The sequence below is a fragment of the Streptomyces sp. NPDC001594 genome (assembly GCF_042893675.1).
GTDB lineage: Bacteria > Actinomycetota > Actinomycetes > Streptomycetales > Streptomycetaceae > Streptomyces.
This window is the reverse complement of record NZ_JBIAVB010000014.1, coordinates 110,588-135,682: the sequence shown is the minus strand read 5'-3', so window position 1 is coordinate 135,682 and position 25,095 is coordinate 110,588. Positions and strand designations below refer to the sequence as shown.

General features: G+C 72.5%; 28 protein-coding genes and 1 pseudogene. 22 read left to right on the top strand and 7 right to left on the bottom strand.

Annotated elements, in window-relative coordinates; genetic code table 11:
• Positions 1–7: 7 nt before the first annotated feature.
• The 9 genes from ACFY0O_RS26565 to ACFY0O_RS26525 all read left to right on the top strand — a co-directional run bounded on the left by ACFY0O_RS26565 (position 8) and on the right by ACFY0O_RS26525 (position 6,852).
• A complete protein-coding gene (locus ACFY0O_RS26565) occupies positions 8–1,648 on the top strand; it encodes a hypothetical protein (protein ID WP_388950904.1) in 1,641 nt (546 codons plus the stop codon).
• 91 nt (positions 1,649–1,739) lie between these two features.
• Positions 1,740–1,916, top strand: a complete 177-nt coding sequence (locus ACFY0O_RS26560) for a hypothetical protein (protein ID WP_388950901.1) — start codon at positions 1,740–1,742, stop codon at positions 1,914–1,916.
• Positions 1,917–2,061: 145 nt separating this feature from the next.
• The gene (locus ACFY0O_RS26555; protein WP_388950898.1) at positions 2,062–3,282 is read left to right on the top strand and encodes a helix-turn-helix domain-containing protein; all 1,221 of its coding nucleotides are present in this window, start codon (positions 2,062–2,064) and stop codon (positions 3,280–3,282) included.
• A 216-nt stretch (positions 3,283–3,498) separates the two neighbouring features.
• Positions 3,499–3,723: a hypothetical protein gene (locus tag ACFY0O_RS26550; protein ID WP_388950895.1), complete on the top strand. Its 225-nt coding sequence runs from the start codon at positions 3,499–3,501 to the stop codon at positions 3,721–3,723.
• Positions 3,720–3,929, top strand: a complete 210-nt coding sequence (locus ACFY0O_RS26545) for a hypothetical protein (RefSeq protein ID WP_388950892.1) — start codon at positions 3,720–3,722, stop codon at positions 3,927–3,929. Before ACFY0O_RS26550 ends, ACFY0O_RS26545 begins: the two co-directional genes overlap by 4 nt.
• A gap of 168 nt (positions 3,930–4,097) precedes the next feature.
• Positions 4,098–4,370: a putative ATP-grasp-modified RiPP gene (locus ACFY0O_RS26540; protein ID WP_388950889.1), complete on the top strand. Its 273-nt coding sequence runs from the start codon at positions 4,098–4,100 to the stop codon at positions 4,368–4,370.
• 3 nt (positions 4,371–4,373) lie between these two features.
• Positions 4,374–5,372, top strand: coding sequence for an ATP-grasp ribosomal peptide maturase (gene tgmB, locus ACFY0O_RS26535; RefSeq protein WP_388950886.1), 999 nt, complete (start codon positions 4,374–4,376; stop codon positions 5,370–5,372).
• Positions 5,350–6,552: an ATP-grasp peptide maturase system methyltransferase gene (tgmC, locus tag ACFY0O_RS26530; RefSeq protein ID WP_388950883.1), complete on the top strand. Its 1,203-nt coding sequence runs from the start codon at positions 5,350–5,352 to the stop codon at positions 6,550–6,552. Before tgmB ends, tgmC begins: the two co-directional genes overlap by 23 nt.
• Before the next feature lie 21 nt (positions 6,553–6,573).
• Positions 6,574–6,852: a DUF6087 family protein gene (locus ACFY0O_RS26525; protein ID WP_388950880.1), complete on the top strand. Its 279-nt coding sequence runs from the start codon at positions 6,574–6,576 to the stop codon at positions 6,850–6,852.
• A gap of 46 nt (positions 6,853–6,898) precedes the next feature.
• Here ACFY0O_RS26525 and ACFY0O_RS26520 read toward each other — a convergent pair whose 3' ends face one another.
• A complete protein-coding gene (locus tag ACFY0O_RS26520; protein WP_388950877.1) occupies positions 6,899–7,828 on the bottom strand; it encodes a TrmB family transcriptional regulator in 930 nt (309 codons plus the stop codon).
• Between the two features lie 415 nt (positions 7,829–8,243).
• Positions 8,244–8,480, bottom strand: a complete 237-nt coding sequence (locus tag ACFY0O_RS26515) for a helix-turn-helix transcriptional regulator (protein WP_388950875.1) — start codon at positions 8,478–8,480, stop codon at positions 8,244–8,246.
• A 164-nt stretch (positions 8,481–8,644) separates the two neighbouring features.
• Here ACFY0O_RS26515 and ACFY0O_RS26510 point away from each other — a divergent pair, with 164 nt between their 5' ends.
• A complete protein-coding gene (locus ACFY0O_RS26510; RefSeq protein WP_388950872.1) occupies positions 8,645–8,851 on the top strand; it encodes a hypothetical protein in 207 nt (68 codons plus the stop codon).
• Between the two features lie 65 nt (positions 8,852–8,916).
• Here the strand turns inward: ACFY0O_RS26510 and ACFY0O_RS26505 are convergent.
• A pseudogene (locus ACFY0O_RS26505) lies at positions 8,917–9,099 on the bottom strand (LLM class flavin-dependent oxidoreductase); the annotation flags it as partial.
• Positions 9,100–9,148: 49 nt separating this feature from the next.
• Here ACFY0O_RS26505 and ACFY0O_RS26500 point away from each other — a divergent pair.
• Positions 9,149–9,787 carry a PadR family transcriptional regulator gene (locus ACFY0O_RS26500; RefSeq protein WP_388950869.1) on the top strand — a complete coding sequence of 213 codons (639 nt, stop codon included), beginning with the start codon at positions 9,149–9,151 and terminating at the stop codon, positions 9,785–9,787.
• A gap of 190 nt (positions 9,788–9,977) precedes the next feature.
• On the top strand, positions 9,978–10,670 hold the full coding sequence (locus tag ACFY0O_RS26495; protein ID WP_388950866.1) for a glycerophosphodiester phosphodiesterase: 693 nt from the start codon (positions 9,978–9,980) through the stop codon (positions 10,668–10,670).
• Positions 10,671–10,721: 51 nt separating this feature from the next.
• Here ACFY0O_RS26495 and ACFY0O_RS26490 read toward each other — a convergent pair whose 3' ends face one another.
• On the bottom strand, positions 10,722–11,261 hold the full coding sequence (locus tag ACFY0O_RS26490; protein WP_358894664.1) for a GNAT family N-acetyltransferase: 540 nt from the start codon (positions 11,259–11,261) through the stop codon (positions 10,722–10,724).
• A gap of 142 nt (positions 11,262–11,403) precedes the next feature.
• Between ACFY0O_RS26490 and ACFY0O_RS26485 the strand changes: the two genes are divergently transcribed.
• The 3 genes from ACFY0O_RS26485 (at position 11,404) to ACFY0O_RS26475 (ending at position 13,767) form a co-directional block, all read left to right on the top strand.
• Positions 11,404–12,000: a DUF5134 domain-containing protein gene (locus tag ACFY0O_RS26485; protein ID WP_388950863.1), complete on the top strand. Its 597-nt coding sequence runs from the start codon at positions 11,404–11,406 to the stop codon at positions 11,998–12,000.
• Positions 12,001–12,101: 101 nt separating this feature from the next.
• Complete coding sequence (locus ACFY0O_RS26480; RefSeq protein ID WP_388950860.1) at positions 12,102–13,037, top strand: M56 family metallopeptidase; 936 nt, start codon at positions 12,102–12,104, stop codon at positions 13,035–13,037.
• 106 nt (positions 13,038–13,143) lie between these two features.
• Positions 13,144–13,767 (top strand): TetR/AcrR family transcriptional regulator, encoded by a 624-nt coding sequence (locus tag ACFY0O_RS26475; protein ID WP_388950857.1) that lies wholly within the window; start codon positions 13,144–13,146, stop codon positions 13,765–13,767.
• A gap of 15 nt (positions 13,768–13,782) precedes the next feature.
• On the opposite strand, the gene ACFY0O_RS26470 is transcribed toward ACFY0O_RS26475, so the two are convergent.
• Positions 13,783–15,270 carry an LVIVD repeat-containing protein gene (locus ACFY0O_RS26470; RefSeq protein WP_388950854.1) on the bottom strand — a complete coding sequence of 496 codons (1,488 nt, stop codon included), beginning with the start codon at positions 15,268–15,270 and terminating at the stop codon, positions 13,783–13,785.
• Between the two features lie 78 nt (positions 15,271–15,348).
• Between ACFY0O_RS26470 and ACFY0O_RS26465 the strand changes: the two genes are divergently transcribed.
• Positions 15,349–16,005, top strand: coding sequence for a DUF305 domain-containing protein (locus tag ACFY0O_RS26465; RefSeq protein WP_388950851.1), 657 nt, complete (start codon positions 15,349–15,351; stop codon positions 16,003–16,005).
• 54 nt (positions 16,006–16,059) lie between these two features.
• On the top strand, positions 16,060–17,418 hold the full coding sequence (locus tag ACFY0O_RS26460) for an FAD-dependent oxidoreductase (protein WP_388950848.1): 1,359 nt from the start codon (positions 16,060–16,062) through the stop codon (positions 17,416–17,418).
• 2 nt (positions 17,419–17,420) lie between these two features.
• Here the strand turns inward: ACFY0O_RS26460 and ACFY0O_RS26455 are convergent, their stop codons facing one another.
• The gene (locus ACFY0O_RS26455; protein ID WP_388950845.1) at positions 17,421–17,777 is read right to left on the bottom strand and encodes an ArsR/SmtB family transcription factor; all 357 of its coding nucleotides are present in this window, start codon (positions 17,775–17,777) and stop codon (positions 17,421–17,423) included.
• Between the two features lie 124 nt (positions 17,778–17,901).
• Positions 17,902–19,002, bottom strand: coding sequence for an NADH:flavin oxidoreductase/NADH oxidase (locus ACFY0O_RS26450; RefSeq protein ID WP_388950842.1), 1,101 nt, complete (start codon positions 19,000–19,002; stop codon positions 17,902–17,904).
• A 239-nt stretch (positions 19,003–19,241) separates the two neighbouring features.
• Between ACFY0O_RS26450 and ACFY0O_RS26445 the strand changes: the two genes are divergently transcribed.
• From ACFY0O_RS26445 to ACFY0O_RS26425, 5 genes are all read left to right on the top strand, one after another.
• The gene (locus ACFY0O_RS26445; RefSeq protein ID WP_388950841.1) at positions 19,242–20,330 is read left to right on the top strand and encodes a WD40/YVTN/BNR-like repeat-containing protein; all 1,089 of its coding nucleotides are present in this window, start codon (positions 19,242–19,244) and stop codon (positions 20,328–20,330) included.
• A gap of 41 nt (positions 20,331–20,371) precedes the next feature.
• Positions 20,372–20,926, top strand: coding sequence for a GNAT family N-acetyltransferase (locus ACFY0O_RS26440; RefSeq protein WP_388950839.1), 555 nt, complete (start codon positions 20,372–20,374; stop codon positions 20,924–20,926).
• Between the two features lie 82 nt (positions 20,927–21,008).
• A complete protein-coding gene (locus ACFY0O_RS26435) occupies positions 21,009–22,523 on the top strand; it encodes a Y4yA family PLP-dependent enzyme (RefSeq protein ID WP_388950836.1) in 1,515 nt (504 codons plus the stop codon).
• The gene (locus tag ACFY0O_RS26430; RefSeq protein WP_388950835.1) at positions 22,520–23,839 is read left to right on the top strand and encodes a pyridoxal-phosphate dependent enzyme; all 1,320 of its coding nucleotides are present in this window, start codon (positions 22,520–22,522) and stop codon (positions 23,837–23,839) included. Before ACFY0O_RS26435 ends, ACFY0O_RS26430 begins: the two co-directional genes overlap by 4 nt.
• Before the next feature lies 1 nt (position 23,840).
• On the top strand, positions 23,841–25,040 hold the full coding sequence (locus ACFY0O_RS26425; RefSeq protein ID WP_388950832.1) for an aminotransferase class V-fold PLP-dependent enzyme: 1,200 nt from the start codon (positions 23,841–23,843) through the stop codon (positions 25,038–25,040).
• The last annotated feature ends 55 nt before the right edge of the window (positions 25,041–25,095 follow it).

Sequence of the window (25,095 nt, the reverse complement as noted above, 5' to 3'; positions counted from 1 at the left end):
GGCGGCCATGGCCCGGCGCACCGTCACCGGCAGGGTGGACGACCTCTTCACGAACACTGGGGCCCCTGACGTGTCCGTCACGCTGGCCGCCCTGCCCCGCCGCTGGACCGACGAGTCCGGCAGCCGGGTCCTGGCCGCTCCTGACCACCCGGTCCCGGTCACGAACGGGGCCTGGTCCATCACCCTGATGCCGACGGACGAACCCGGCATCGAGCCGACGACCGGCCGCTACTACCGGCTTACCGAGGCCGTTGCTGGGGTACCGGTGCGGGTCCGCGTGTTCGAGCTGCCGACCGGCAACGGCTCGGCCGTCGACATCAACACCCTCGTCGTCGCGGACCCAGCCCTACCCGGCTACGTGCGGGGGGCTGCTGGCCCGGCCGGTCCGCAGGGACCGGAGGGACCGGCTGGACCAACTGGCGCAACGGGGCCGGCCGGGGCGCAGGGGCCGAAGGGCGACACGGGGGACGTCGGACCTCAGCCGCCCCTCGGTGCGGCCGGGGCCGGGTCCGGGATCGCATTGCGCTCCACCGATCCCTCGACCACGAACGCCAGGACTCCCACCGCGCACGCTGCCTCACACGCCGCGGCCGGAACGGATCCAATCACGCTCACCCAGGCGCAGGTGACAGGGCTGGCTGCTGCGCTCGCCGCGCTCGCCCCGCTGACCGGGGCAACTTTCACGGGCGCGGTCACCATCGCTGGCGCCGACCTCGCGATCTCCGGCGCCGGGAAGGGATACCGGCTGCGGCGCGGCGGGGGGAGCCTCGACCTGGAGGCGACGGGCTCCGACCTCATCGTCTCCAACTGGTCCGGGCCGGCCTTCGACGGCGTGCAACGTTCGTATCTGCGGTTGTCGGCGGACGCTCAGAATCTCCAGGTTGCGGGGAAGGTCGAGTACGTCGACACCCTGTACGGAACAACCCGGCACGTCCTCGACGGCGCGGCGAACACCGTGGGTCTCTACGGCGCCACCCCCGTCACACGGCGGACGGTCACGGGCTCCCGGACCGACGGCTCCGCCCTGGCAAGCCTCCTCTCCGGCCTCGCTACGGTCGGCCTGATCACCGACAGCACTGTGCCCGGTGACGGCGTCACCGACCAACCCAGCGAACAGAACCTGTTGGCGTGGACGTACGATCCGGCGATGGCCGGCCACGTCACCGCGCAGTCGTCCGCCGGTGTCGCTGGTCGGGTGACCCTTGTACGGATCCCGATCCGGAACACGATCACGTGGTCCTCCATCTGGATTGGGCTGGCGGGGGTCGACGCGGCGGCGGTCCTGTCGAACTGCTACCTCGGGGTGTACGACACCACGGGCACGCTCCGGGGGGTCACGGCGGACATCTCTTCCTCGCTGATGTCGGGAGCGACCGCGAAGGCCCTGCAACTGGTCACACCGTTCACGGCCGCCCCGGGCTTCTACTACATCGCGATGCTGTTGAACGGCAGTTGGGCAACGAACGCCTTGACGTTCAAGAGCAGCGGCGCGGGCATCTCAGTGAATGCGGGGCTCACTGCGCCGGGACTGCGGTACTCGAACCTGCTGACCGGTCAGACGTCGCTGCCGGCGTCACTGACGATGGCCTCACAGTCGACCAGCATCATCAACACGGGCTGGGCCAGCCAGTGGTATGGCGTCTCCTGAACGAAAGCGTCCCCTCTCGCCTACGGGCGGGAGGGGACGCTTTCGTGCGTTTGGGCACGGCTCGGGCGCCAGGGCTGCCATCGTGGGCGGCATGGCCGACAACCCTTACATGCCGCCGCCGGGGCAGATGGTCTGCTGGGACTGCCTCGGCGTCGGCACCGAACCGAACGTCTACAACCACTCATGCGATTCGCCGGGGTGCCAGGACCCCCTGACCGTGGACTGCTTCGCCTGCGACGGAGTAGGCCACCGACCCGACGAGAGATAGGGCGACCGGCCGTTCGATCACCACAGGGATCGTCCACGAACGAGGGCCCCAACCGGTTTCCGGTTGGGGCTCTTTCCGTTCACCCGCCACCCGGCGGCGGGTACCGTCCCGGTAGGCCTACTACGCAGGACGGAGCACAGACAGAATGCCCCAGAACCCTGTCGCTGGCACGGGTACGCGCATTGCCGCGTACCGGAGACTGTGCCGGCTCACCCAGACGCAGCTCGCCACCAAGGCGAACATCTCATACAGCCTCCTCGTGAAGGTCGAGCAGGGGCGGAGGCCAGCCTCGGGCCCCCTGATTGCCGCTGTTGCCCGCGCCCTGGGTGTTCCCCTCACGACATTCACCGGGCAGCCCTACGCTGCCGAGCACGCCCACGACCGCCTCGACGGCCCCCTGGCCGACCTGCGGGCTTCGCTGGACAACTGGGACCTGCCCCTGGACGAGGTCGCCGTGCGGGGCTTGCCTGAGATCGCCGCCGACGTCCGCCTGGTCCTCGAGGCCCGGCGGGCATCCAACTACGCGAAGATCGTTACTATGGCTCCCCCACTGATCGACGAGCTGGTGCAGGTCTCGCAGACCGCGCCCGGTGAAGGCGAGGAGCGGGCCCACCGGATGCTCGTGCACGTCTACCGGTCCGCCTACGACGTGGCGTACAACCTCGGCCTCTCAGACCTGGTGTCGCTCCTGCTGTCCCGGATGGACTACTCAGTCAGCCGGGGCAACGACCCCTACCTGATGGCCCTGCACCACTACATGCGCGCCTACGCCACCTTCTCGACGGGCCGCCTGGAGGTTGGGCAGGCCATCATCGGCAGAGCCTTGACGGTCGTCGAAGACGGCGTCCGGGCGGCCGAGGTCGCCGCTCTGTGCTCCGCCGGGAACCTGCGCCTCCGAGCCGCGATGCTGGCCTGCCGCCGCGGCGACGGCGACACCGCTCGAGGGGAACTGTCCGAAGCTCGACAGCTCGCCAACCAGCTCGGCCGGGAAGTCACCGGAGGCGGCAACGACGGCCCCCACATCCAGAGCTTCGGCCCGACCAACGTGGCCATCCACGCGAGCGCCGTAGAGATGGAGCTCGGCAACCACAGTCGGGCTCTGCAACTCGCCAAGGAGGTACGGCCGCCGGCCGACTATTTCCCCGACCGGCTCGGGCACTTCTGGATCGACACCGCTCGCGCGCAGCTGTCTACCGGCAAAACGGACGCCGCCCTCTCCTCGCTGTTCAAGGCGCGGGCCGTCGCCCCTCAGCAGGCTAAGTACCACCCGAGCGTGCGAGAGACGGTCACTGGCCTGGTGCACGCGGCTCGACGCACGCCGGACACGCTGATCGGGTACGCGTCATGGTGCGGGGCCGACCTCTAGCCCCAGAAGTCACACAAGTCACTGCCGTCACACAGCGTCCCGTAACTGTCACAACCTGTGCCAGTTACGGGGCGCTGTTGCGCGTTCACTGGTCATCAGCCGCCGCGACCGGGACCTGACCTTTCCCCCAGGGCTCGGCTGGCAGCACCAGTGCCCGGCCCTGCCGCCGCGGATCGCGGCAGCGCCGGGCACCCCTTCTCGCAGAGGAGCAGCGCCATGACCAAGCCACTCCCTAACGGCACATCGCTGGACCCGCAGGCGGCAGAACAGCCCAGCGAGCGCATTCCTTGGGCCGCTTACGCCGTCTCCGCTGACGTCAGCGAAGCGTACGGCCAGCCGTCTCCGGCCCTCATGGCGCGAGCGATGCGGGGCTGGGAGAAGCTCGGGGCCTTGCACAGCCGCATCGGTTCTTCCGGCTCCGATGAGGTAGGCCCGGCGTGAGCAGACGACCCGACTGGTTGTACGAGGGCGCCCGTGTTTTCGACCCCGGCAGTGACCGGGAGGCGGTGGTCCAGTTCATCGGCGAGTGGGAGGACCCGCAGACGCGACGGGTCGTCCCCGAGGCAGTGTTCCTGCGGCCCGAGGGCGGCGGCAGGGAATGGATCGTCTCTGACCACGAGGCGCTGCGCGAGGCTCACCCCCGCTGACGGCAGGAAACCCCTGGGCCGGCCCACCTGAGAAGCGCTCGGTTCTCTTGAGGCGGGTCCGCGACCCTGCGTGGCGGCGCACAGCCCCCAGCCGACCCCACTCGGTGGGCTGCGCCCCGGCCCGCAGGGCCGACCAGCACTACTCACTTCATCGAGAGGAGCACCATCATGCGCACTGCAACCCTCGCACCGTCGTCGCCCTGGGCGATGCGGCTGGTCACCGACCGGCTCCCGATCGGCGCACCGGCCTACGCGGCAGTGACCCTGGATCCGTCGACGCAGACCGCGCACTACATCGACACCGCCGGCCGGCGCGTTGAGATGGGGCAGCACGGCACCAACCAGACCAACCCGACCACCTCCCAGTCCGGCGGCAGCGACGGCAACGCGCCGCAGCCCCAGACGGCGGACGACTCCAGCCCCGACTACAGCACGGACTGACCAATGACCTCCACCGTCCTGGTCCTCACCGCGCTTGAGGACGTCACCGCGGATCTCGTCATCAACGCGCTCAACGAGCGCAATGTGCCGGTCGTCCGCGCCGACCCAGCCAACATCGGCGCGGGCCTGTCCTTCGCGGCCCGCATCGGAGGCACGACCCAGTCCTGGGGCGGGCGCCTGGCCACGGGGAGCCGGGAGGTGGAGTTAGGGGAGGTGGCGGCGGTGTACTACCGCCGCCCCACCCCGTACACCGCCCGGTACGGGCACCTACCTACCCAGCAGCGCGAATTCGCCACCGCCGAAGCCCGCCACGGACTCAATGGTGTCCTGCACAGCCTGACCGGCGCCCTTTACGTCAACCACCCCGTGGCCGTTGCCCGCGCCGAGTACAAGCCCACCCAGCTCCAACGGTTCACCGAGCTCGGCCTCACCATCCCGGCAACGCTGGTCACCAACGACGCCGAGGAGGCGCACGCGTTTGCCGCCGAGCACGGCCCCATCATCTACAAGCCCTTCCGCGGTCTGCCCTTCGCCGAGGATGGTCTCGCCGGAGCGATCTGGGCGCAGCGTGTCGACCCTGAGACCTTCGACGGCTCCCTCTCGGTGATGCCGCACCTGTTCCAGGCGGAGATCCACAAGACGGGCGATGTTCGGATGACAGTCGTCGGCCAGCAGGTGTTCGCGAGCCGCGTGCAGGCACCAGACAGCGCCCTGGACTGGCGCCGCGGCGACTGGAACCAGCTGATTCACACCCCCATCGACGTCCCCGCACCGATCGCCGCGGCCGCGCTCGCCTACCTGGAGTCGTTTCGGTTGGTCTTCGGCTGCTTCGACTTCGCCCTCACCGGCACCGGCCACGCTGCGGAAGACTGGACGGCGATCGAGTGCAACCCGAACGGACAGTGGGGCTGGCTCCCTGACGCGCCCGCCATCACCGAGGCGTTCGCCGACATCCTCACCAGGAAGGAGGCGGCAGGCCATGACGATGCCCGCCGACCCTGACACCGACGCCGCCCCGCTGCGGCACACCCTGGCCGGCGCCCTGGCCGAATCCGGCGCGCTGACCCACCCCGGATGGCGGGCGGCCGTGGAGCGGGTGCCCCGTCACCGGTTCGTCCCCGGCTTCTACCTGCCCGCCGCCGAGCGCGACGCCCAGGGGCTGACGGTGTGGGAGCCGGTGACCGCCGAACTGGACTACGGCCGGTGGATGGCCGCCTCCTACACCGACACCACCCTGATCACCCAGTTCGACGGCGACGAACCCAACTGGCAGCAGCCACCCGCCCCCCGGCACGGCGGCGCCCCCACGTCCTCCTCCACGCTGCCGTCCCTCGTGGTGCAGATGTGGGAGGACGCCATCGTGAGCGAAGGCCACCGGGTGCTGGAAATCGGCACCGGCACCGGCTACTCCACCGCGCTGGCCTGCGAACACCTGGGCTCCCAGATGGTGACCTCCATCGAAGTAGACGGCCAACGCCTCGGCCAGGCCGCGGGCGCGCTGTTCGAGCTGGGTTACACGCCCACGCTCGGCGTCGCGGACGGCCTGTACGGGTACTGGCCGCAAGCGCCCTTCGACCGGATCGTGGCCGCATGCTCCTTCCGCGCAGTCCCCCCGGCCCTGATCTCCCAGACCCGGCCGGGCGGAAAGATCCTCCTGACCCTCGGTGGCTGGCTCTACGGATACGCCCGCGTCCTCCTCACCGTGAACGAGGACGGCACCGCCGGAGGCCGGCTGCTGCCCGGGACGGTCTCCTTCATGTCCGCCCGCACCCACGCCGCCCCCGCGTTCGGGAACCCCGCCCACTGGACCGCCCAGCTCACCGACGCCAGCCGCCCCGCCGAGCATTCGCCGCAGCGGATCACCGCCCCCACCACGGAAGCGTTCCACCTGCGCTTCCTGGCCCAGTCCGCCGTGCCTGACGCGCAGATGACCACCGTGGGGAAAAGCGTGCTCCTGGTCGATACCGTCACCGGCTCCGCCGCACTCCTCACCCCAGAGGGTGACGAGTGGGAGGTACGGGAGCGCGGGCCGGTACGGCTGTGGGAACAGGTCGAGACCGTGTTGACCGCCTACGACAAGGCCGACCAGCCCGGGCCGGAGACCTTCACGCTTCACGTGTACGACGGCGGCCAGCATCTCCGCCACCCTCGGATTCCGGGTCTCCCCCTGCCCCGGCCCTGAGATGCTGGGACCATCACCCCCATGGCCAAGCACCGCCGCCCGGGACCGCCCAACCAGCCGTCCCGGGCCGTCCCCCGCATCGACCCCGCCAACCCGCTCGCCGCATACGACAGACGCCGCCAGCCGCCCATGGACATCCACCGACGCCACCGCCCCGCACACGGCGGTGCCAGCCACGTGAGCCCGGACTCGCCGCGCGTGCTGGAGGAGTGGAACGGCTTCGCCTACACCGTGGTCGGTACCGCGCCCGACCTCGCGGCAGCGAAAGCCTGGGCAGCACTGGGCGCCCAGCACGCGTGAGAACCACCCCGGCCGGCGCCCCTCCTGCTGGCCGGGGCTCGCGCTTTCAGTCCAGTGCCCGCTCTGCCGTCGCCGTCGCCCACCATGCACCCAGCCCAAACAGGGTCGTGGTGCCCGTTGCCGCCTTCAACAGGCGGAGCTGCTTAGCGACAGCCGTGTCGCTCATCCCCAGCCTGCCCGGGACCTGCTTGACGTCCAGACCTGATTCCAGCAGGCGCAGGATCCCTCGCTGCACGTCGGTGGTGATCGTTTCAGCATCAGGCGCGCCCGTACGCTCCCATGCTTCCGCTCGCGCCCACTCCAGGGAGAACGCCTCCCGCAGGATCGCTACGGCCGCCCTGTCCGTGACATGCCACCCGCAATGCGGCGGGGCATCCTCCACCACGAGGTTGCTGACGAATGCATGTCGCCCATCAACGATGATCAGCCGCTGGAACTCGCTGGCCAGCGTCCGAATTTGGCCCCCGAGAGGGACGACCTGATCCGCATACTCCCTTACGGCCGGGTTGGACCGCGAACTCGGGTGATAGAGAGTGTGCATCACGACCCCCCGCTCCAGGGCCCTCCTGTCTCGCTCGACAGCGCGTTGCAGCACTGTCCGCGGGCGCAGCCCCGGCTGTGCCGTGAGCAACTCCGTCTCAGCAGCCTCGATCACCTCAGTGATCCGCGCGTTCATGCCGTCCGGAGTTTCCAGGAACTCAGACGCCGGCCCGCCGTAGAAGCGGGAAGCCTCGAACGCCGGCTCCAGGGCCTCGCTGATCGCGGGGATCTCCGCGAGCCGCCCCAGCATGCGCTCAAGCTCCTCGCGGACCTGGCGCACCGCCGCCCTCTCCGCCTGATGGGGAACGGCCGGGTTGTACTGACCTGGCGCATACGCGTCCGGTCGAACGAGGTCACGGTCAAGGAGGGGGGCGAGCCCCGGGTCACCAGACTCGATGTGCTCCCGCCTCAGAATGCGGGCATAAGTCTGCGACACCTCTCCGCTCAGGCGGGGATGTCCGGTCTCGTCCCTATCAAGCACTGTTTACCCCCCGACAGATATATGCGCGACAGACATCAGCACCCCTCAGGCGCTAGCCCGGCAGTAACTCCTGACGCACCCTATGCGGAGGGCAACTACCTGGTGCAAGTGCCAAGGGAAGGACCACGCGCATGATCCAACGGACGATCCGGGGAGCCGCGGCTATGCTGCTCGCCCTCGCCGCCCTGGCACTAGCCGGCCAGGCGGCTCCGACGAGCACACTCGCCGACTCCGGATGGGGTTCCACCCCTGCGGCCGAGCCGACGCCCCTCGCGCCGACGACACCCGTCAACACGAACGACAGCGGATGGGGGTAGATATCGAGTAACGCCGAATCAGAGCCCCGGTCGCACTCCGCATTCGACCGGGGCTATTCGCGTACCAGCTCGGCCAGCGACAGGCCGAGGGCCGCAGCGATCAAGAGCAGCACGGTCAAGCTCGGATCCGACGTTGCGTACTCGATCCGATGCACCGTCTTGTAGTCGATCCCCACACGCTTCGCCAATTCCTCCTGAGTGAGGCCGGCGGCAGCCCGGGCGTCGCGTACGCGGTCGCCGATCACCAGGCGGCGGGCCAGGACCCAGGCCGGGGGCGGATCTTTCGACACCCATACACGTTGTGATGATCTTGCGCCTTTGTCTTTACCTGACCAGGTAAATCTAACGATCCGGCACACATACCGGCCAGCCGACCGAAAACTGTTGCGCCAGCGGCTCGGAGTGGCTGTGCTGCTGACAGAAGCGACAGCCCGAGAACCCAGGGTGATATCCAGTGCACGAGAAGCTAGACCCCGAGCCATCCCGTACGGCCCTGACGCTGACACAGCGGGCGCGGGTCGGCTCGGCCAACCGGGTCCTTGCCTCATCGCGCATCGCCGACCTCGCAGCCCTCGATGGCGCGGCGTCCATCCTCATGATCGAGAGCCTGCGAAGCGCCCTCGATGACGCCCTCCGGTTGCTCGACGAGGCGACCCAGTAGACTCGCGGCCCGCCCCCCATTCACCTGGAGCGGGGCGGCCGCCGAGTCGAACGTATGCGCAGTGGAAATTTCTCGGGTGCGCTCATGTGGGCGTACCACTTCAGCGAGTGGTGCTCGACGGCCCAGATCCGGTCGAATCCCATGCGTTCGGCGAACACCGCCTGCTCGACGCAGTCGCGGATCACCTGGTGCTCCCGCTCCACGGTGGGGTCGGCCAGCTGAGCCTCGAAGATCACGGAGAATTTCACGATGCCTCCAGAGATGCGTCCCGTGCCCGGTCTTGCTTCGATTAGAAATATGACTAGTAGTCATATCGCGAAGAAGCAAGACCTCCCGCCGACCGCGTGGGCGGTTCTCGGGCTGCTGTCGTTCCCCGGAGAGCGGACCGGCTACGAGCTCAAGAAGTGGGCGGACTCCTCCCTCCGCTTCTTCTACTGGTCGCCGGCCATCAGCCAGATCTACGCCGAACTGCGACGGCTGGAGGAACTCGGCTACGCCTCCTCCGCACGCTCGGGCCCGGAGGAGGTCCGCGCCAAGCGCCGCTACGCCATCACGGACGCCGGCCGCCAGGCCCTCGCGGGATGGGCCGCGGACACCGCCGAGGCGGGGCCGCCGGTGCTCAAGCACGGGCTGCTGCTGCGGATCTGGCTCGGACACCTGTCGGAGCCGGAGCGGCTGCGGGAGATGGTGGCGGACCACCTGGAGCGCACCCGGGCCGAACTGGCGGCCGTACGGGAGGCCGTGGGCCACGCGGCCGACGTACCGGAGTGGGCCTTCCCGGTACTCGCCCTGCGCTGGGCCGAACGCCAGCACCTGGCCGAACTGGAGCTGGGCGGGGCCCTGCTGGCGGACCTGGCGGAGGCGGAGCGCCGGGCGGGAGCCCGCCCCGCGCGGGCGGAGCGTCAAGCCGGCGGGGACGCGCCCACCCCCGGGTGACGCGACGGGGCGGCCCGGGGCCCGCGCCGGTCCCACACCCCTGACGGGAAGCGGCCGGAAGGCTTCCGCGGGCCCCTGCACGCCCGGTCCCAACGCGCGCGGCGCGCACTAGCATGCGTCCTCACCGGGCGCGGCCGGTCGGGACACCGCGACCGCGCCGGGAGCCGCCGTCGACGGAAGCGAGAGAACCTTGACTTTCCTCACCATCGGTCACCGCGGGGTCATGGGTGTGGAACCGGAGAACACCCTTCGGTCGTTCATCCGGGCGGAACGCTGCGGGATGGACGTCATCGCACTGGACGTGCGCCTCAGCAAGGACGGCGTCCTCGTCGTCCTGCACGACGCCGAGGTGGACCGCACCACGGACGGCGCGGGCGCCGTCGCCGACCTGACCCTCGCCGAGCTGCGCGAACTGGACGCCGGTCACGGTGAACGGGTGCCGGTCCTGGAGGAGGTCCTGGACGCCGTCCGGATCCCGCTCCAGGTCTCGGTGCAGGATCAGGCCGCCGCCGGGGCGCTCGTGGAACTGCTCCTGCGCGCCGACCTGGCCGCCCGGGTGGAGGTGGCCTCGGCTGACGCGCAGCTGCTGGCCGAGGTCGCCCGGCGGGTGCCGGGCGCTCGGACGGCGCTGCGCGTGGAGCGGCCCGGGGCGGACCCCGGCGAACTGGTCGGGCTCGCCCGGGCGGCGGGGGCGGCGGCCGTCGCGGCCGACGTCCGCCGGCTGAGCCTGGAGGCGGTGGAGGCGGCGCACGCGGCGGGGCTGCGGGTGACGGGCTGGTCGGTCAACAGCCTGGACCTGCTGCGGCTGGCGCGGGCCCTCCAACTGGACGGCGCCGCCACGGACTTCCCGGAGGTCCGCAGCACGGGCCGGTTCACGGCCTGAGCACCTCCCGGCGCGCTCCGACGACCCCGGCCGCGCTCGCGGCCGCGGCCGTCAGAGCGCCTTGACCAGCAGCTCGAAGGCCAGGTCGTCGCGGAGCGGGATGCCGAAGCGCTCGTCGCCGTACGGGAAGGGGCTCAGCTCGCCGGTGCGCCGGTAGCCGCGGCGCACGTAGTAGGCGATGAGCTCCTCCCGTACGTTCACCACGGTCATCCGCATCTCCGCGACCTTCCAGTCCTCCCGGGCCCGGCGCTCGGCCTCGGCCATGACCTCCTTGCCGAGGCCGGCCCCCTGGAGCCCGGGCCGGACGGCGAACATGCCGAAGTAGGCGTGGTCCCCGCGGTGTTCGAGCTGGCAGCAGGCGACGAGCTCGCCGGCGCGCTCGACGACCAGCAGCGTGCTGTCCGGGTCCGCGATGATCGCGCCGACCCCGCCCGGGTCGGTGCGCTGCCCGTCCAGGTAGTCGGCCTCGGTCGTCCAGCCGGCCCGGCTGGCGTCCCCGCGGTAGGCGGACTCGACGAGGGCCACCAGGGCCGGCACGTCCTCCTCCACGGCGGTGCGGAAGCTCAGGGCGGCGGGCTGCGCGGTGGACATCGGGCGCTCCGTTCGGTGCGGCGGCAGATCAGCGGCATATGACATGCCGCGGGCGTCGCAGAGAGCGTATCCCGGTCCCGCGTGAAGGGGGTGTGAGCAGGGCATCCCTTCCGATGACGCCGACGAACCGGGAGGTTCCGCCGTGCACGGATCCGCGACGCCCCTCTCCGCCTCCGCCGCCTCCGCCTGGCTGCTGGTCCTGCTCTGCGCCGTGAGCGGTGCGTACTGCCTGCTGCGGGCCCGCAGAGCGGACCGGACGGTGCGGGGCATGGCCGCCGGCGAGGCGGTGATGGGCTTCGGAATGGCGGCGATGGCCGTGCCCTCGGGCACCGGCCCCTGGGGCCCGCAGGCCCTCGCCGCCGTCTGCTGCGGGGCCGCGGTGCACGCGCTGTGGCTGCTGCGGGGCGGGATGCACCACGCGCACCACCTCGTGGGCGCGCTGGCGATGGCCTACATGGCGCTGGCGACGGCCGCCGGGAACGGACACGGACACGGACACGAGCACGGGCACGGCCAGGCCGGGCTGCCGGTGGTGACCGGGGTCCTGCTGCTGTACTACGCCGGGTACGTACTGCTGGGCGGGGCCCGGCTGGTGACGGCCGGGGGCGTGCTGTCCGTGACCGCGGGCGAGGGCGGGCCGGGGGCCGCGGGGGCGGAGGCCGGCGGGGCGGGGGAACTCGTCCGGGCCTGCCGACTCGCCATGGGGACGGGCATGTTGGCGATGCTGCTGACCATGTGAGGGGGTGCGGGGCGCGTCCCGGCGGGCGCCGGAACGTGTCCTGCGTCACCAATGCCCCGGCCCCTACCCGTAGGTAGCCCGGCGCTCATAGGCTGGCGGACATGATGGTCCCCGCCGCCCTTCTGCTGCTCGGCGCACTGACCGCGTTCCTCGCGCCCCGACTGCTGGCCCGCGCCCAGTGGCCCGAGCGAGAACCCGTGGTGGCCCTGTGGGTGTGGCAGTGCGTGGTGGGGGCGACGCTGCTGTGCCTGGGCCTGTCGATGCTGCTGAGCGCGGCCGCCGCCTGGCAGGAGGTGCGGGCCCGGCTGTTCGCCGCCGCACCGCACGGGGTGGTGGACGCGTACGGGCTGGGCCCGGTCGGCGGTCACTGGGCCGCCGGGACCGCCCTGGCCCTGGCCTGCGGGGGCCTGTGGACCGGGGCGATGCTGACCCGGGAGGTGCTGCGGGCGCGGGCCCGGCGGCGGGCCCGGGGGGCCGAACTGCGCCTGCGCGCCCCGCTGCTGCCCGGCGAGGACCCGGCGACGGCGCGGCTGGTGGTCCTGGAGGGCCCGCGCCCGGAGGCCTGGTGGCAGCCGGGGCCGGCGCCGCGGCTGGTGGTGACGACGGCGGCGCTCGGGCGGCTCAAGGGCAGCCAGCTGGACGCGGTGCTGGCGCACGAGCAGGGGCACGTGGCGGCGCGGCACGACTGGCTGCTGCACTGTTCACGGGCGCTGGCACGGGGTTTCCCGCAGGTGCCGGTGTTCGCGGCGTTCGAGGCGGAGATGGACCGGCTGGTGGAGCTGGCCGCCGACGACGTGGCCTCGCGGCGCTACGGCCGGCTGGCCATCGCCCTGGCGCTGGTCGGTCTGAACGAGGACCGGGGCGTCTTCGGCCCCGCCTCCGCCCAGGCGCACGTGCCGGAGCGGGTACGGCGTCTGCTGTCGGCCACCCCGCGCCTGTCGGCGGGACGGCGGCTGCGGCTCACGGCCCTGGCCACCCTGCTGCCCGCGGTACCGCTGGTGGTGGCGTTCGTACCGGGACTCAGCGCCCTGGCCTGATCCGGTCCGCCGGACGCGCCCGCCCGAGGCGATCCCCCGCGTCGCCTCGGGCCGACGGCTTCGCGCTGAGTATATTGGCTCGAAGCCAGTCAACGCAGGAGTAAGCATGTCCCCGCGCAGCGCATCGGTCAATGAAGAATTGCGCAGACGTTCCCGGGAGCGGCTGCTGCAGGCCACGGTCGAACTGGTTGCCGAGCGCGGCTACGAGGCCACCAAACTCGGCGACATCGCCGACCGGGCGGGCGCCGCCCGCGGCCTGGTGTCGTACTACTTCCCCGGCAAGCGGCAGCTGCTCCAGTCGGCGGTGCACCGGCTGATGCACCTGACGCTGGAAGAGGCCCTGGAGCGCGAGCCGCGCACCGGCGACGGCCGCGAGCGGCTGGCCCGGGCGGTCGACGCGATCCTGGGGCTGGCCCGCGACCAGCCCCGGCTGATGCGCACGCACATGGCGGGGATCCTCCAGGCGGAGGGCTTCATCCAGTGCCCGGAGCAGCAGCGGCTCGCGCAGCTGCTCCGGGAGACCGTCACCCGGTACGGCTCGGCGGACGTGGACACCGACTACCCGATGCTGCGCGCGCTGCTGATGGGGGCGGTGGTCGCGGTCCTGCTGCCGGGGGCGCCGATGCCGGCGGCCCGGCTGCGGGCCGAGCTGTTCCAGCGGTACGGACTGGAGTGGGAGCGGGGGTTCCCGCCGGACGGCGGACCGCCCGGCGGAACGTTTCCTCCGTGAACCTCCCGGGCGCGGTCAGTGGTATTCGGGCTGGCTCTGGACGTTGAGCCGGTCCATCCACACCCGTTTGGCCGGGTCGGTGCGCCGGTCGTCGAGCCGGAGCACGTCGAGGCCCTTGACGATGTCGTTCGAGTAGATGTGCCCGTTGTAGTAGTACGCGGACCAGGAGCCGCCCAGGCCCAGCCGGTCGGTGGTCAGCGGGCCGCGCTCGAAGTAGCCGATCTCCTTCGGCCGGGCCGAGTCGGTGAAGTCCCAGACCGAGACCCCGCCCTGGTACCAGGCCTGCACCATGATGTCGCGGCCGTCGCCGACGGGGACCAGCGAGCCGTTGTGGGCCACGCAGTTCTCGGTGTCGGCCTGGTGGCGCGGGATCTTGAAGTAGCCCCGGAAGACCAGTTTGCGCTGGTCGCCGGTGCCGGTGATGTCGTAGATCCCGTCGGCCCCCCGGTTGGGCCCGGTGGCCTCGTTGCAGGTGGCGGCGCCGCCACCGCCGAGCTCGTCGGTGAACACCACCTTGTCCGCGCGCTCGTTGAAGGTCGCCGAGTGCCAGAAGGCGAAGTTCACGTTGTCCTGGACCCGGTCGATGACCCGGGGCCGCTCGGGCTCGCTGATGTCGAAGAGGATGCCGTCGCCCATGCAGGCGCCGGCGGCCAGGTCCTCGGACGGAAGCACGGTGATGTCGTGGCAGCCGGTGGTCTTGGAGACGCCCGGGTTGGTGGGCGCTCCGGGGTTGCCGCCGTCCGGGAAGAGCACCGGGAAGCCGACGACGGCGGCCTTGGTCGGGTCCTTCTTCGGGACCTTGACCACGGAGATGCCGTCGTGCGGGGGCTGACAGTCGGGGAAGGCCTCGCTCGGCGAGTACGAGGAGACGTAGAGGTAGATGTCGCGGCCGCCCGGAACCAGGGTGTGGGTGTGCGATCCGCAGGCCGTCTCCACGGACTTGATGTACTTGGGGTTCTTCTTGTCCTTGATGTCGAAGATCTTGATGCCCTCCCAGGAGGACTTCTCCGTGGCCGGCTGCGAGACGCTGTTGCAGGAGTCGTCGCTGCGCGAGGAGTCCGTGGAGAGGAAGAGCAGGTCGCCCGAGACCGAGACGTCGTTCTGGCCGCCGGGGCAGAGCACCTGGGTGACGATCTTCGGGGTCTTGGGGTCGGCGATGTCGTAGATGGTGAAGCCGTCGTAGTTGCCGGCGTAGGCGTAGCGGCCCTGGAACGCCAGGTCGGAGTTGATGCCCTTGAGGCCGGCGTCGGGGATGTTGGCCAGGGGTTTGAGGTTGGCGCTGTGCACGACCTCGTCCTGGCCGGGGATCTCCCCGGGGGCGAGTTCGCGGCCCGGCGCGAGGTCCGCGCTCTGCCGGGAGCCCGCGCCCGGGGACGAGTCGCCGGGGTCGGGGCTGGCCGCCGCCGGTCCGGCGGCGGCGAGGAGCGTAGTGAGGAGTCCGGCGGCCGCCAGGGCCGCCCCCAGACTCCGGTGGCGCACTCTGACGGTGTGCAGCAAGGTCACTGTGCCTCCCGTGGGGGCCCTGTGCTCCGTTCCCGGGTGGGGAAGCGGAACCTGGACCCCGGCAGTATCTTCCTTTCCATGGACATGGCAAACGCATTAGTCGGCCGATTCCTGGGGGCGGCGCTGGCCGCCTCATTCCTCCTCACCCTCACCGGCTGCACCGCCGACGACGACGCCCCGCGGGGAGCCGGCGGCGGCTCGCCGGTGGTGGTCGCCCCGGGCCGGCCCGGCGAGCAGTCCCGGACCCTCTCCCCCGGCCAGGCCGCCCGGCAGCGGCCCGACGACAGCCCCAACGCCGCCGACCGGGCCTACGTACGGCGCATGATCGAGCACCACCGGCAGGCCCTGACCATGAGCGCGCTGGCCCCCGAACGCGCCTCGGCGGACGGGGTCAGACGCCTCGCCGAGCGGATCGCCGCCGCGCAGGGGCCCGAGATCGGGGCCATGGAGCGGTGGCAGGCCCGCTACCCGGCCCCGTCCGGCGACCCCGGCGGGCACGACCACGCCGCGATGCCCGGCATGGCCACCGAACAGCAGCTGCGCGAGCTGGCGCAGGCCCGCGGCGCCGACTTCGACCGGCTGTTCCTCTCGCTGATGACGGCCCACCACGAGGGGGCGCTGACGATGGCGGGCCAGGCCCTGGCCCAGGGCAACAACGGGGCCGTCGAGGAGATGGCGAACGAGGTCGTGGCCGTCCAGAGCGCCGAGGTACACCGGATGCGCGCCATGGGCTGACGGGACCGGGGGCCGGTGTCATGCTGGGGAGCATCCGCGGGAGGGAGTTCCGCCGTGCTTCGTGTCGCCGTCGTCGGCTCGGGTCCCAGCGGGGTCTACGCCGCCCAGACCCTGGTCGGGCAGCGTGAGGTCCCGGGCGTACGGGTCGACGTACTGGACCGGCTGCCGGCCCCGTACGGCCTCGTCCGGTACGGGGTGGCCCCCGATCACGAGAAGATCAAGTCGCTGACCGGAAACCTGCGCTCGGTCCTGGAGGACGAACGGATCCGGTTCCTCGGGAACGTGGAGGTCGGCGGCGCCCCGCTGACCACCGCCCGGATGCTGGAGCTGTACCACGCGGTGGTGTACTGCGTGGGCGCGGCGCGGGACCGGATGCTGGGGATCCCCGGCGAGGAGCTGGCCGGGGTGCACTCCGCGACGGCGTTCGTGTCCTGGTACAGCGGGCATCCGGACGCGGGCTCCTTCGACCTGGGCGGGGTGCGCTCCGCGGTGGTCGTGGGGGCGGGCAACGTCGCGGTGGACGTGACCCGGATCCTGGCCCGGGGCGCACCGGAGCTGGCGCCCACCGACATGCCCCAGCCGGCGCTCGGGGCGCTGGCGGACAGCGGGCTGCGGAGGGTGGCGATGGTGGCCCGGCGCGGCCCCTCACAGGCCAAGTTCACCACCAAGGAACTCCGCGAACTGGGCACCCTGCCCGGGGTGGACACCCGGGCGGACGCCGCCGAGCTGGCCCTCGACCCGGCGTACGCGGACCCGGCCGTGGCCGAGAGCCTGCCGGCGGTGGCCCGGCGCAACCTGGAGGTGCTGCGCGGCTGGGCCGAGGGCCCGGAGGCGGGCGGGGACGGGCAGCGGGACATCGCGCTCCGCTTCTACCTGCGCCCCGTCGAGGTGCTGGGCGGCCCGGACGGCCGGGTGCGCGGGATGCGGTTCGAGCGGACCCTGCCGGACGGCCGGGGCGGGGTGACCGGGACCGGCGCGTACGAGGACGTGGCGGCCGAGCTGGTGCTGCGGTCGGTGGGCTACCTGGGGGTGCCCCTGCCCGGCCTGCCCTTCGACCCGGCCACCGGCACCGTGCCGCATGCGGCGGGCCGGGTGGTCCGCGCGGGGCGGGCCTCGGTCGGGGAGTACGTGGCGGGCTGGATCAAGCGCGGACCGACGGGGGTGATCGGCACCAACCGCCCCTGCGCCAAGGAGACCGTCTCCTCCCTGCTCCAGGACGCGGGCGCCCTGGCCCGCCGCGAACTGCCCGGCGACCCCCTGGACGCCCTGCGGGCGGCGGGCCTGCGCCCGGTGGAATGGCGCGGCTGGCTGGCCATCGAGGCGGCGGAGGAGGCTCTGGGCCGCTCCCTGGGCCGCCGCTCGGTGAAGATCCCCGACTGGGCGGGCCTGCACACGGCGGCGGGCCTCGCGTAGCCTCAGGGGGTCGGCTGCCCCAGGCGGGACTCCTGCGCGGCCGCGGCCGTCAGGAGGGTGTCGAGGAGGCCGGGGAAGAGGGCCTGGAGTTCCTCGCGGCGCAGGCCGTTCATCTTGGCGGTGCCGCGGTAGGTCTGGCGCACCACCCCGCTCTCGCGCAGGACGCGGAAGTGGTGGGTGGTCGTGGACTTGGTGACCGGCAGGACGAAGTCCGAGCAGGCCAGCTCGACCTCCCGGTCGGCCAGCTCGCGCACGATGGAGAACCGGAGCGGGTCGGAGAGGGCGTGCAGGACGCCCTCGAGACGGATCTCCTCCGGCTCCGGGTGGGCGAGGGCACGGGGCGCGTCACGTTCCGTCATGTCCTGCTCCGCTCCTTCGGGTTCCGGCCGGGTCGTCGGGCCGGGGTTCCATGGTACGAGAACCTTCGTACGACCCGCTCGGGTGCGGCGCGGGGGCCGGTTGCGCCCCCGCGCCGCCCGGGGGTCACCAGGAGCGCCGGTACTGGCCGGGGACCGGGATCTGCGCGCCCAGCTCGGCGGCCGCGCGGCGGGCCCAGTAGGGGTCGCGCAGCAGTTCCCGGCCGAGCAGGACGGCGTCGGCCTCGCCGTTGGCCAGGATCTTCTCGGCCTGCTCGGGTTCGGTGATCAGCCCGACGGCCGCGACGGGGAGGGTGGTCTCGTCCTTGACGCGGGCCGCGAAGGGCACCTGGTAGCCGGGGCCGGCCGGGATCCGCACGTGCGGGGCGAGGCCGCCGGTGGAGACGTCGAGCAGGTCCACGCCGTGCTCCTTCAGCAGGGTGGCCAGCCGGACCGTTTCGTCGGCGGTCCAGCCGTCCTCCTCCAGCCAGTCGGTGGCGGAGATGCGGAAGAACAGCGGGAGCTCCTCGGGCCACACCGCGCGGACGGCGTCGACGACCTCCAGGGCGAGGCGGGTGCGGTTCTCGAAGGAGCCGCCGTAGGCGTCGGTGCGGCGGTTGCTGTGCGGGGAGAGGAACTCGCCGATGAGGTAGCCGTGGGCGCCGTGGATCTCGAGCACCTCGTAGCCCGCCTTGAGGGCGCGTCCGGCGGCGGCCGCGAACCGGCCGGTGATCTCGTGGATCTCCTCGGTGGTGAGCGCGTGCGGCACGGGGTGGCCCTCGTCGAAGGGCACGGCGCTGGGCGCGCTGGGCTGCCAGCCGTGCGCCTCGGGGCCGACCGGGGCGCCGCCGTTCCAGGGCTGGTCGGTGGAGGCCTTGCGGCCGGCGTGGCCGATCTGGATGCCGGGGACCGCCCCCTGGGACTTGACGAAGGCGGTGATCCGGCGGAGGGCCTCGACCTGGGTGTCGTTCCAGATGCCGAGGTCGTAGGGGCTGATCCGGCCCTCCGGGGAGACGGCGGTGGCCTCCTGGATGATCAGGCCGGTGCCGCCCGTGGCGCGGGCCGCGTAGTGCGCGAAGTGCCACTCCAGGGCCACGCCGGCGTTCGGGCCGAAGGCCTCGGCGCTGTACTGGCACATCGGCGCCATCCAGATCCGGTTCGGGATGGTCACCGAGCGGAGGGTGTAGGGCTGGAAAAGGGCGGCGAAGGCTGCGGGTGCGGCACTCATGGGTTTCTCCAGATGTCACCGGACGCGCACCGGCGGTCGGTGCGGCGCTAAGTACGAGAAACACCGTACTACGAAATCCCTCGTAGTACGAGACCTCCCGTACAAGACCTCCCGTAGCGCGGGCGCGCGGCGCCGCGCCGGGGGTCTTCGGCCCCGTTTCGGCGGGCACGGCCGACGGGTGGGTGCAGACTGGCGGGAAAGTGCCCGTAACAGGACAAGGACGTCCGGAGGTGTCGGCCATGACCGACGTGATGCTGCTCGCCGGGACCCGCAAGGGGCTGTTCATCGGCCGTCGCCGGGGCACCGGCCCCTGGAGGTGGGACGGGCCGCAGTTCAACGCCCAGGCCGTCTCGGCGGTGGCCGTCGACACCCGGGGCCCGGTACCCCGGCTGCTGGTCGCCGGGGACAGCACGCACTGGGGGCCGTCGGTGTTCCGCTCCGACGACCTGGGGGCGAGCTGGCACGAGCCCGCCGCGCCCGCCGTCCGGTTCCCCAAGGACACCGGCGCCTCCCTGGAGCGGATCTGGCAGTTGCGCCCGGCCGGCCCCGAGGCCCCCGGGGTGGTCTACGCGGGGACGGAGCCGGCCGCGCTGTTCCGCTCGGCCGACGGGGGCGAGTCCTTCGAGCTGGTCCGGCCCCTGTGGGAGCACCCGACCCGCTCCGCGTGGGTGCCGGGAGGCGGCGGGGAGGGCCTGCACACGGTGATCACCCACCCGGCGGACCCGGCGGCGGTGACGGTGGCGGTCTCCACGGCCGGGGTGTTCCGCACCCGGGACGGCGGCGCGAGCTGGGCCCCGGCCAACCGCGGGGTCTCGGCGGTGTTCCTGCCCGATCCGCACCCGGAGTTCGGCCAGTGCGTCCACAAGATCGCCCAGGACGCCGGCGACCCGGACCGGCTGTACCTCCAGAACCACTGGGGCGTCTACCGCAGCGACGACGCGGGCGCCGAGTGGACCGACATCGGCTCCGGCCTGCCCTCCGACTTCGGCTTCGCCGTCGCCGCCCACCCCCACCGGGCGGACACCGCCTACGTCTTCCCGCTCAACGCCGACTCCGACCGGGTCCCGGCCGGACGCCGCTGCCGCGTCTTCCGCACCCGCGACGCGGGCGCCACCTGGGAACCGCTGACGAAGGGCCTGCCCGACGGGGACCACTACGGCACGGTGCTGCGGGACGCCCTGTGCACGGACGACGCCGACCCGGCCGGCGTCTACTTCGGCAACCGCAACGGCGAGCTGTACGCCAGCGACGACGACGGCGACAGCTGGCGGCTGCTGGCCGAGCACCTCCCGGACGTGCTCTGCGTCCGGGCCGCCGTGCTGCCCTGACCTCCCGCACCGGGGGCCGGGCATCTGGGAGGCTGACGGGCATGAACGACGCCTGCGCGCCCCTGGAACTGCGGCAGTTGACCCGCCCCGAGGAGATCACCCCGGAGCTCCGCGAGGAACTCGCCGACTGCTGGGAGGAGGTGGTCAACTCCGGCGGCGCCGTCATCGCCGCCGAGTTCCCGCTGCCGCCCGTCGCCCGGTCCCACGTCGCACCCGTGGTCGACGGCCTGGTCCGCGCCCTCGACCCCCGGCTCGCCCGGCTGCTCGTCGCCACCGTCGGCGGCTCGCTCGCGGGCTGGCTGGTGATCCGCCGCGACGGCCATCCGCTCGTCGCCCACCGGGGCACGGTCAACCACGTCCAGACCCTCCCCCGGCTGCGCGGGCGCGGGATCGCCACCGCCCTGATGAACCGGGTCCCCGACATCGCCCGGGAGGGGATGGGCCTGGAGCGGCTGGCCATCGCCGTCCGCGGCGGCCTCGGACTGGAGGCGTTCTACGGCAGGCTGGGCTGGACCGAAGTGGGCCGCTGGCCCGGAGCCCTGCGGGTCGCGCCCGGCGACGACCGGGACGAGATCCTGATGAGCCTGGTCCTCTGACAAAAATGCCCCGCGGGGGTTACGGTCTTATGACCGTTTGCCGACACCGGTACGCATTCCTCGGCGGAGAGGAACAGCTGGGATGAGCAACGACCCCCTGTACGGCGGCCCTTCGCACAGCGGCTCGCTGTCGCCCCCCTTGTACCTGGAACCGAGGCTCGCACCGCGCACGGCGGCCCTGCTGGAATCGCCGGCGTTCCTGCACGGCCTCGTCGACGCCCTCGGATCGCCCCTCAACGTGATCCTGCCCGACCAGATCGCCGACAACGTCCGCGGATTCCGCGAGGTGTTCGCCCGCCACCGGCTCACCGGGCGGATCTTCTTCGCGCACAAGGCGAACCGCTCCAGCGCCCTCGTCCGCCGCCTGACCACCACCGGCGCGGCCCTCGACGCGGCCTCGCTCGGGGAGTTGCGGCACGCCCTGGGCTCGGGGTTCGCCGGGGCCGAGGTCATGGCGACCGGCCCCAAGGACCCCGAGTTCCTCTGGCTCGCCGCCCGCAGCGGAACCCTGGTCAACGCCGACGGCCCGGACGAGCTGGAGCGGGCGGCGGCCCTGGTGCGGGCGCACGGACTGCCGCGGCTGCGCGTGCTGGTGCGACTGTCCGGGTTCGAGGCGACCGGCGCCCGGCGGCTCTCGCGCCGCAGCCGCTTCGGCACCCCCGTGAAGTCCCTGCACCGGCTGCTCGACGTCCTCGACCGCCACCGCGCCGAACTGGAGCCCGTCGGCGTCGGCTACCACCTCGACACCACGAGCGTCGAGGAGAAGGCGACGGCCCTGGAGGGCTGTCTGCACGCCATGGAGGAGTTGCAGGTGCGCGGCTTCGAGCCCAGGGCCGTCGACGTCGGCGGGGGCTTCGGCGTGGGCTACCTGGCCCACGCCGCCCAATGGGAGCGCTACACCACCGAGCTGACCCGCGCCGTGCTGGGCACCCGGCCGCCGCTGACCTGGGGCGGCCACGGCTACGGCCTGCGCGCCGAGAACGGCACCCTGCGCGGGGCCCTCGGCCTCTACCCGGCCCACCGCGACACCGCCGGCCCCGGCTACCTCGACGAACTCCTCTCCCTCCCGGCCCCGCGCCTGGGCCGCCCCCTGGGCACCCTGCTGCTGGAGGGCCTGTACGAGCTCTACGCCGAACCGGGCCGCGCCCTGGCCGACCAGTGCGGGCTCACCCTGGGCAGGGTCGTGGAGGTGCGCACCTCCGACAGCGGGGAGAGCCTGGTCCGGCTGGCGATGAACGCCGGCGACGTCGGCCTGGAGGACCACGGCGTCCTCGTGGACCCGGTCCTCCTGCCCCGCGCCCCCGCCCCGCCCGGCGCCGGGAGACCGGTCGCGGTGCACCTCATGGGCAACCTCTGCCTGGAGGCGGACCTGATCACCCGCCGGACCGTGTTCCTGCCCCGGCGGCCGCACCCCGGCGACCTCCTCGCCTTCGCCAACACCGCCGGGTACTGCATGGACTTCGGGGCGACGCGCGCCCAGGGGCAGCCGCTCGCGCGCAAGGTCGCCGTCCACCGGGAGGGGGCGGACGGCGCCTGGCAGTGGTGCCTGGACGAGCAGTACTGGCCTCTCACACGTACGGGGGAAGCGCAGGGATGAGGTACGACAGCATCACCGAAGCCATCGGCGGGACACCGCTGGTCCGGATCGACCCGGCCGTGCACGGCCTGCGCCACATCGACCTCTACGCCAAGCTGGAGATGCTCAACCCCTTCGGCTCGCTCAAGGACCGGGTCGCCTGGAACATGACCCGCGACGCGCTCGCCGGCGCCGCCGAGCGCGGCGAGACGGTCGTGGAACTGTCCAGCGGGAACACCGCCAAGGCCCTGGCCCTGATCGCCGGACTGCACGGGCTGCCGTTCAAGAGCGTCACCAACCGGATGCGGATCCCCGAGGTCAAGGACCTGCTCCTGCTGCTCGGCGCCGAGATCGAGGAGCTCCCCGGGCGCAGCGAATGCCTCGACCCGACCGACGAGGACGATCCGCTGACCCTCTTCCACCGGCAGCTGAACCTCCCCGGCAGCGCGCACCTGCACACCGACCAGTACTTCAACGCCCTCAACACCGAGGCCCACGCCGCCGGGACCGGCCCGGAGATCATCGCCGACCTGGACGGGCGGGCTCCCGACTTCTTCGTCGCCTGCGTGGGCACGGCCGGGTCCTCCACCGGGGTGGCGCGGGCACTGCGGGCCCACGACCCGGCGGTGCGCGTCGTCGGCCTGGTCGGGGAGAAGTCGGACTTCATCCCGGGCATCCGCACCATCGACGAGGTGCAGGAGGTCGGCATCTTCGACCCGGCGACGTACGACACCCTGGAGCCGGTGGGCTCCGACGAGGCCATCGAGGGGATGCTGACGCTGCTGCGCCGCTGCGGCCTGCTCGCCGGACCGACCGGCGGGGCCGCGTACTTCGGCGCGGTCCGCCATCTGCGGGAGCTGGACGCCGGGCTGACGGAGCGCAGGACGGCGGTGTTCATCGTCTGCGACCGGGTGGAGAGCTACGTCGGCTACATCCGGCGGCGCCGCCCGGACCTGATGGGGCTGGCGCCCGTACGGAACTCGGTGGCCACGCTGACCGGGGCGGAGCTGGCCTCGGCCCCCGTCATCGGGGTGGACGAGGCCCGCAAGTGGATCGCGGAGCGGCAGCCGCTGGTCGTCGACCTGCGCGGGCCCTTCGCGTACGCCGCGCTGCACATCGAGGGTTCGGTGAACATCGTGGACGGGATCTTCGAGGAACTCCTGCGGGGCGGGCTGCCGTTCGGCCGGAGCCGGCCGGTCCTGCTGGCCTGCCCGGTGGGCGAGAAGTCGGCCCGGTACGCGGCCCTGCTGACCCGCATGGGGCACCCGGACGTGCGCAGCCTGGCCGGCGGGATCATCGCCTGGCGGGACGCCGGCGCTCCCCTGGTGCGGGACTGACGTGGCCGGCCCCGCCGCCGAACTGGCGGCCCTCGCCGACTGGCAGCGGCCGCTGCGCGCCCAGTTCCCGATCCTTGAAGGGCGGCCGGACCTGGTCTACCTGGACAGCGCCGCGACCTCGCAGAAGCCCCGGCCGGTCCTGGACGCCGTCCAGACGTACCTGACCACCTCCAACGCCAACGCGGCCCGCGGCTCCTACCCGTGGGCCAACACCACGACCGCCCTGGTGGAGGGGGCCCGGGAGCGGGTCAAGCGGTTCCTGGGCGATCCGGATCAGGAGCGTTCCTCGGTCCACTTCACCAGCGGGACCACGGAGGGGCTGCGGACGGTCGCCCGGGACTGGCTGCCGTCCCTGCTCGTCGACGGGGACGAGATCGTCGTCCCGTTCGCCGACCACCAGGCGAACCTGTCCCCGTGGCTGGAGGCCCGGGACCTGCTGGCCCGCCAGGGGGTGCGGGTCCGGGTCCGGGAGCTGCCGTACCAGGCGTCTTCCGGGGACTACGATCCGCGGGCGCTGGCGGCGGTCACCGGGCCCCGGACCCGTTTCGTCGCCGCCACCCACGTGCACCACGTCTACGGCGCCGACATGAACGTGCACCGGATCCGGCAGGTGGTCGGGCCGCAGGTGCCGATCTGTCTGGACGCGGCGCAGAGCGTCGGGCACCTGCCGGTGTCGGTGGCCGGGCTCGACGTCGACTTCGTGGTGTTCTCCGGGCACAAGGCGATGGCCCTGCCGGGGACGGGGGCGGTCTGGGCCCGCGGGCTGCGCGGCCCGCGGCTGCGGCCGGGCGGCTGGAGCGGGACCCCCAACACGGCCGGGATCGCGAGCCTGGCGGCGGCCCTGGACTGGCTGGACGCGGCGGGCCTCGGGCGGATCGAGCGCTGGACGGTGGCGCTGACGGCGCTGCTGACCGACGGGCTGGACCGGATGGACGCCTACGAGGTGCTCGGCTGCCGGACCAGTCTGGCGGCGGGGTCGCGGGTCCAGCGGCGGCGCAGCCTGGTGACCTTCCGGCACCGCGGGATCGACTCCCGCGATCTCGGCTTCATCCTCTTCAGCCGCGGGTTCATGGTGCGCACCGACGGCCACTGCCAGGCGGGGCGGGACGCGGACGAGGGTTCGGTCCGCGTCAGCCTGCACGTGCACAACACCCCCCAGGAGGTGGAAGCGCTCCTCGCCGCCCTCGCCAGTCTGCAATGATTTCCATGAGCGGGTCGGCTTCGGCGGCGGAGGCAGTGCAAAGGCATGGGCGCGG

What these genes read in the sequence shown, in the direction of transcription:
- ACFY0O_RS26565 (WP_388950904.1), top strand. Translation starts at nt 8, where the DNA reads ATGGCCCGGCGCACCGTCACCGGCAGGGTGGACGACCTCTTCACGAAC.
- ACFY0O_RS26560 (WP_388950901.1), top strand. Translation starts at nt 1,740, where the DNA reads ATGGCCGACAACCCTTACATGCCGCCGCCGGGGCAGATGGTCTGCTGG.
- ACFY0O_RS26555 (WP_388950898.1), top strand. Translation starts at nt 2,062, where the DNA reads ATGCCCCAGAACCCTGTCGCTGGCACGGGTACGCGCATTGCCGCGTAC.
- ACFY0O_RS26550 (WP_388950895.1), top strand. Translation starts at nt 3,499, where the DNA reads ATGACCAAGCCACTCCCTAACGGCACATCGCTGGACCCGCAGGCGGCA.
- ACFY0O_RS26540 (WP_388950889.1), top strand. Translation starts at nt 4,098, where the DNA reads ATGCGCACTGCAACCCTCGCACCGTCGTCGCCCTGGGCGATGCGGCTG.
- tgmB (WP_388950886.1), top strand. Translation starts at nt 4,374, where the DNA reads ATGACCTCCACCGTCCTGGTCCTCACCGCGCTTGAGGACGTCACCGCG.
- tgmC (WP_388950883.1), top strand. Translation starts at nt 5,350, where the DNA reads ATGACGATGCCCGCCGACCCTGACACCGACGCCGCCCCGCTGCGGCAC.
- ACFY0O_RS26525 (WP_388950880.1), top strand. Translation starts at nt 6,574, where the DNA reads ATGGCCAAGCACCGCCGCCCGGGACCGCCCAACCAGCCGTCCCGGGCC.
- ACFY0O_RS26500 (WP_388950869.1), top strand. Translation starts at nt 9,149, where the DNA reads ATGACTAGTAGTCATATCGCGAAGAAGCAAGACCTCCCGCCGACCGCG.
- ACFY0O_RS26490 (WP_358894664.1), bottom strand. Translation starts at nt 11,261, where the DNA reads ATGTCCACCGCGCAGCCCGCCGCCCTGAGCTTCCGCACCGCCGTGGAG.
- ACFY0O_RS26480 (WP_388950860.1), top strand. Translation starts at nt 12,102, where the DNA reads ATGATGGTCCCCGCCGCCCTTCTGCTGCTCGGCGCACTGACCGCGTTC.
- ACFY0O_RS26475 (WP_388950857.1), top strand. Translation starts at nt 13,144, where the DNA reads ATGTCCCCGCGCAGCGCATCGGTCAATGAAGAATTGCGCAGACGTTCC.
- ACFY0O_RS26465 (WP_388950851.1), top strand. Translation starts at nt 15,349, where the DNA reads ATGGACATGGCAAACGCATTAGTCGGCCGATTCCTGGGGGCGGCGCTG.
- ACFY0O_RS26455 (WP_388950845.1), bottom strand. Translation starts at nt 17,777, where the DNA reads ATGACGGAACGTGACGCGCCCCGTGCCCTCGCCCACCCGGAGCCGGAG.
- ACFY0O_RS26450 (WP_388950842.1), bottom strand. Translation starts at nt 19,002, where the DNA reads ATGAGTGCCGCACCCGCAGCCTTCGCCGCCCTTTTCCAGCCCTACACC.
- ACFY0O_RS26445 (WP_388950841.1), top strand. Translation starts at nt 19,242, where the DNA reads ATGACCGACGTGATGCTGCTCGCCGGGACCCGCAAGGGGCTGTTCATC.
- ACFY0O_RS26440 (WP_388950839.1), top strand. Translation starts at nt 20,372, where the DNA reads ATGAACGACGCCTGCGCGCCCCTGGAACTGCGGCAGTTGACCCGCCCC.
- ACFY0O_RS26435 (WP_388950836.1), top strand. Translation starts at nt 21,009, where the DNA reads ATGAGCAACGACCCCCTGTACGGCGGCCCTTCGCACAGCGGCTCGCTG.
- ACFY0O_RS26430 (WP_388950835.1), top strand. Translation starts at nt 22,520, where the DNA reads ATGAGGTACGACAGCATCACCGAAGCCATCGGCGGGACACCGCTGGTC.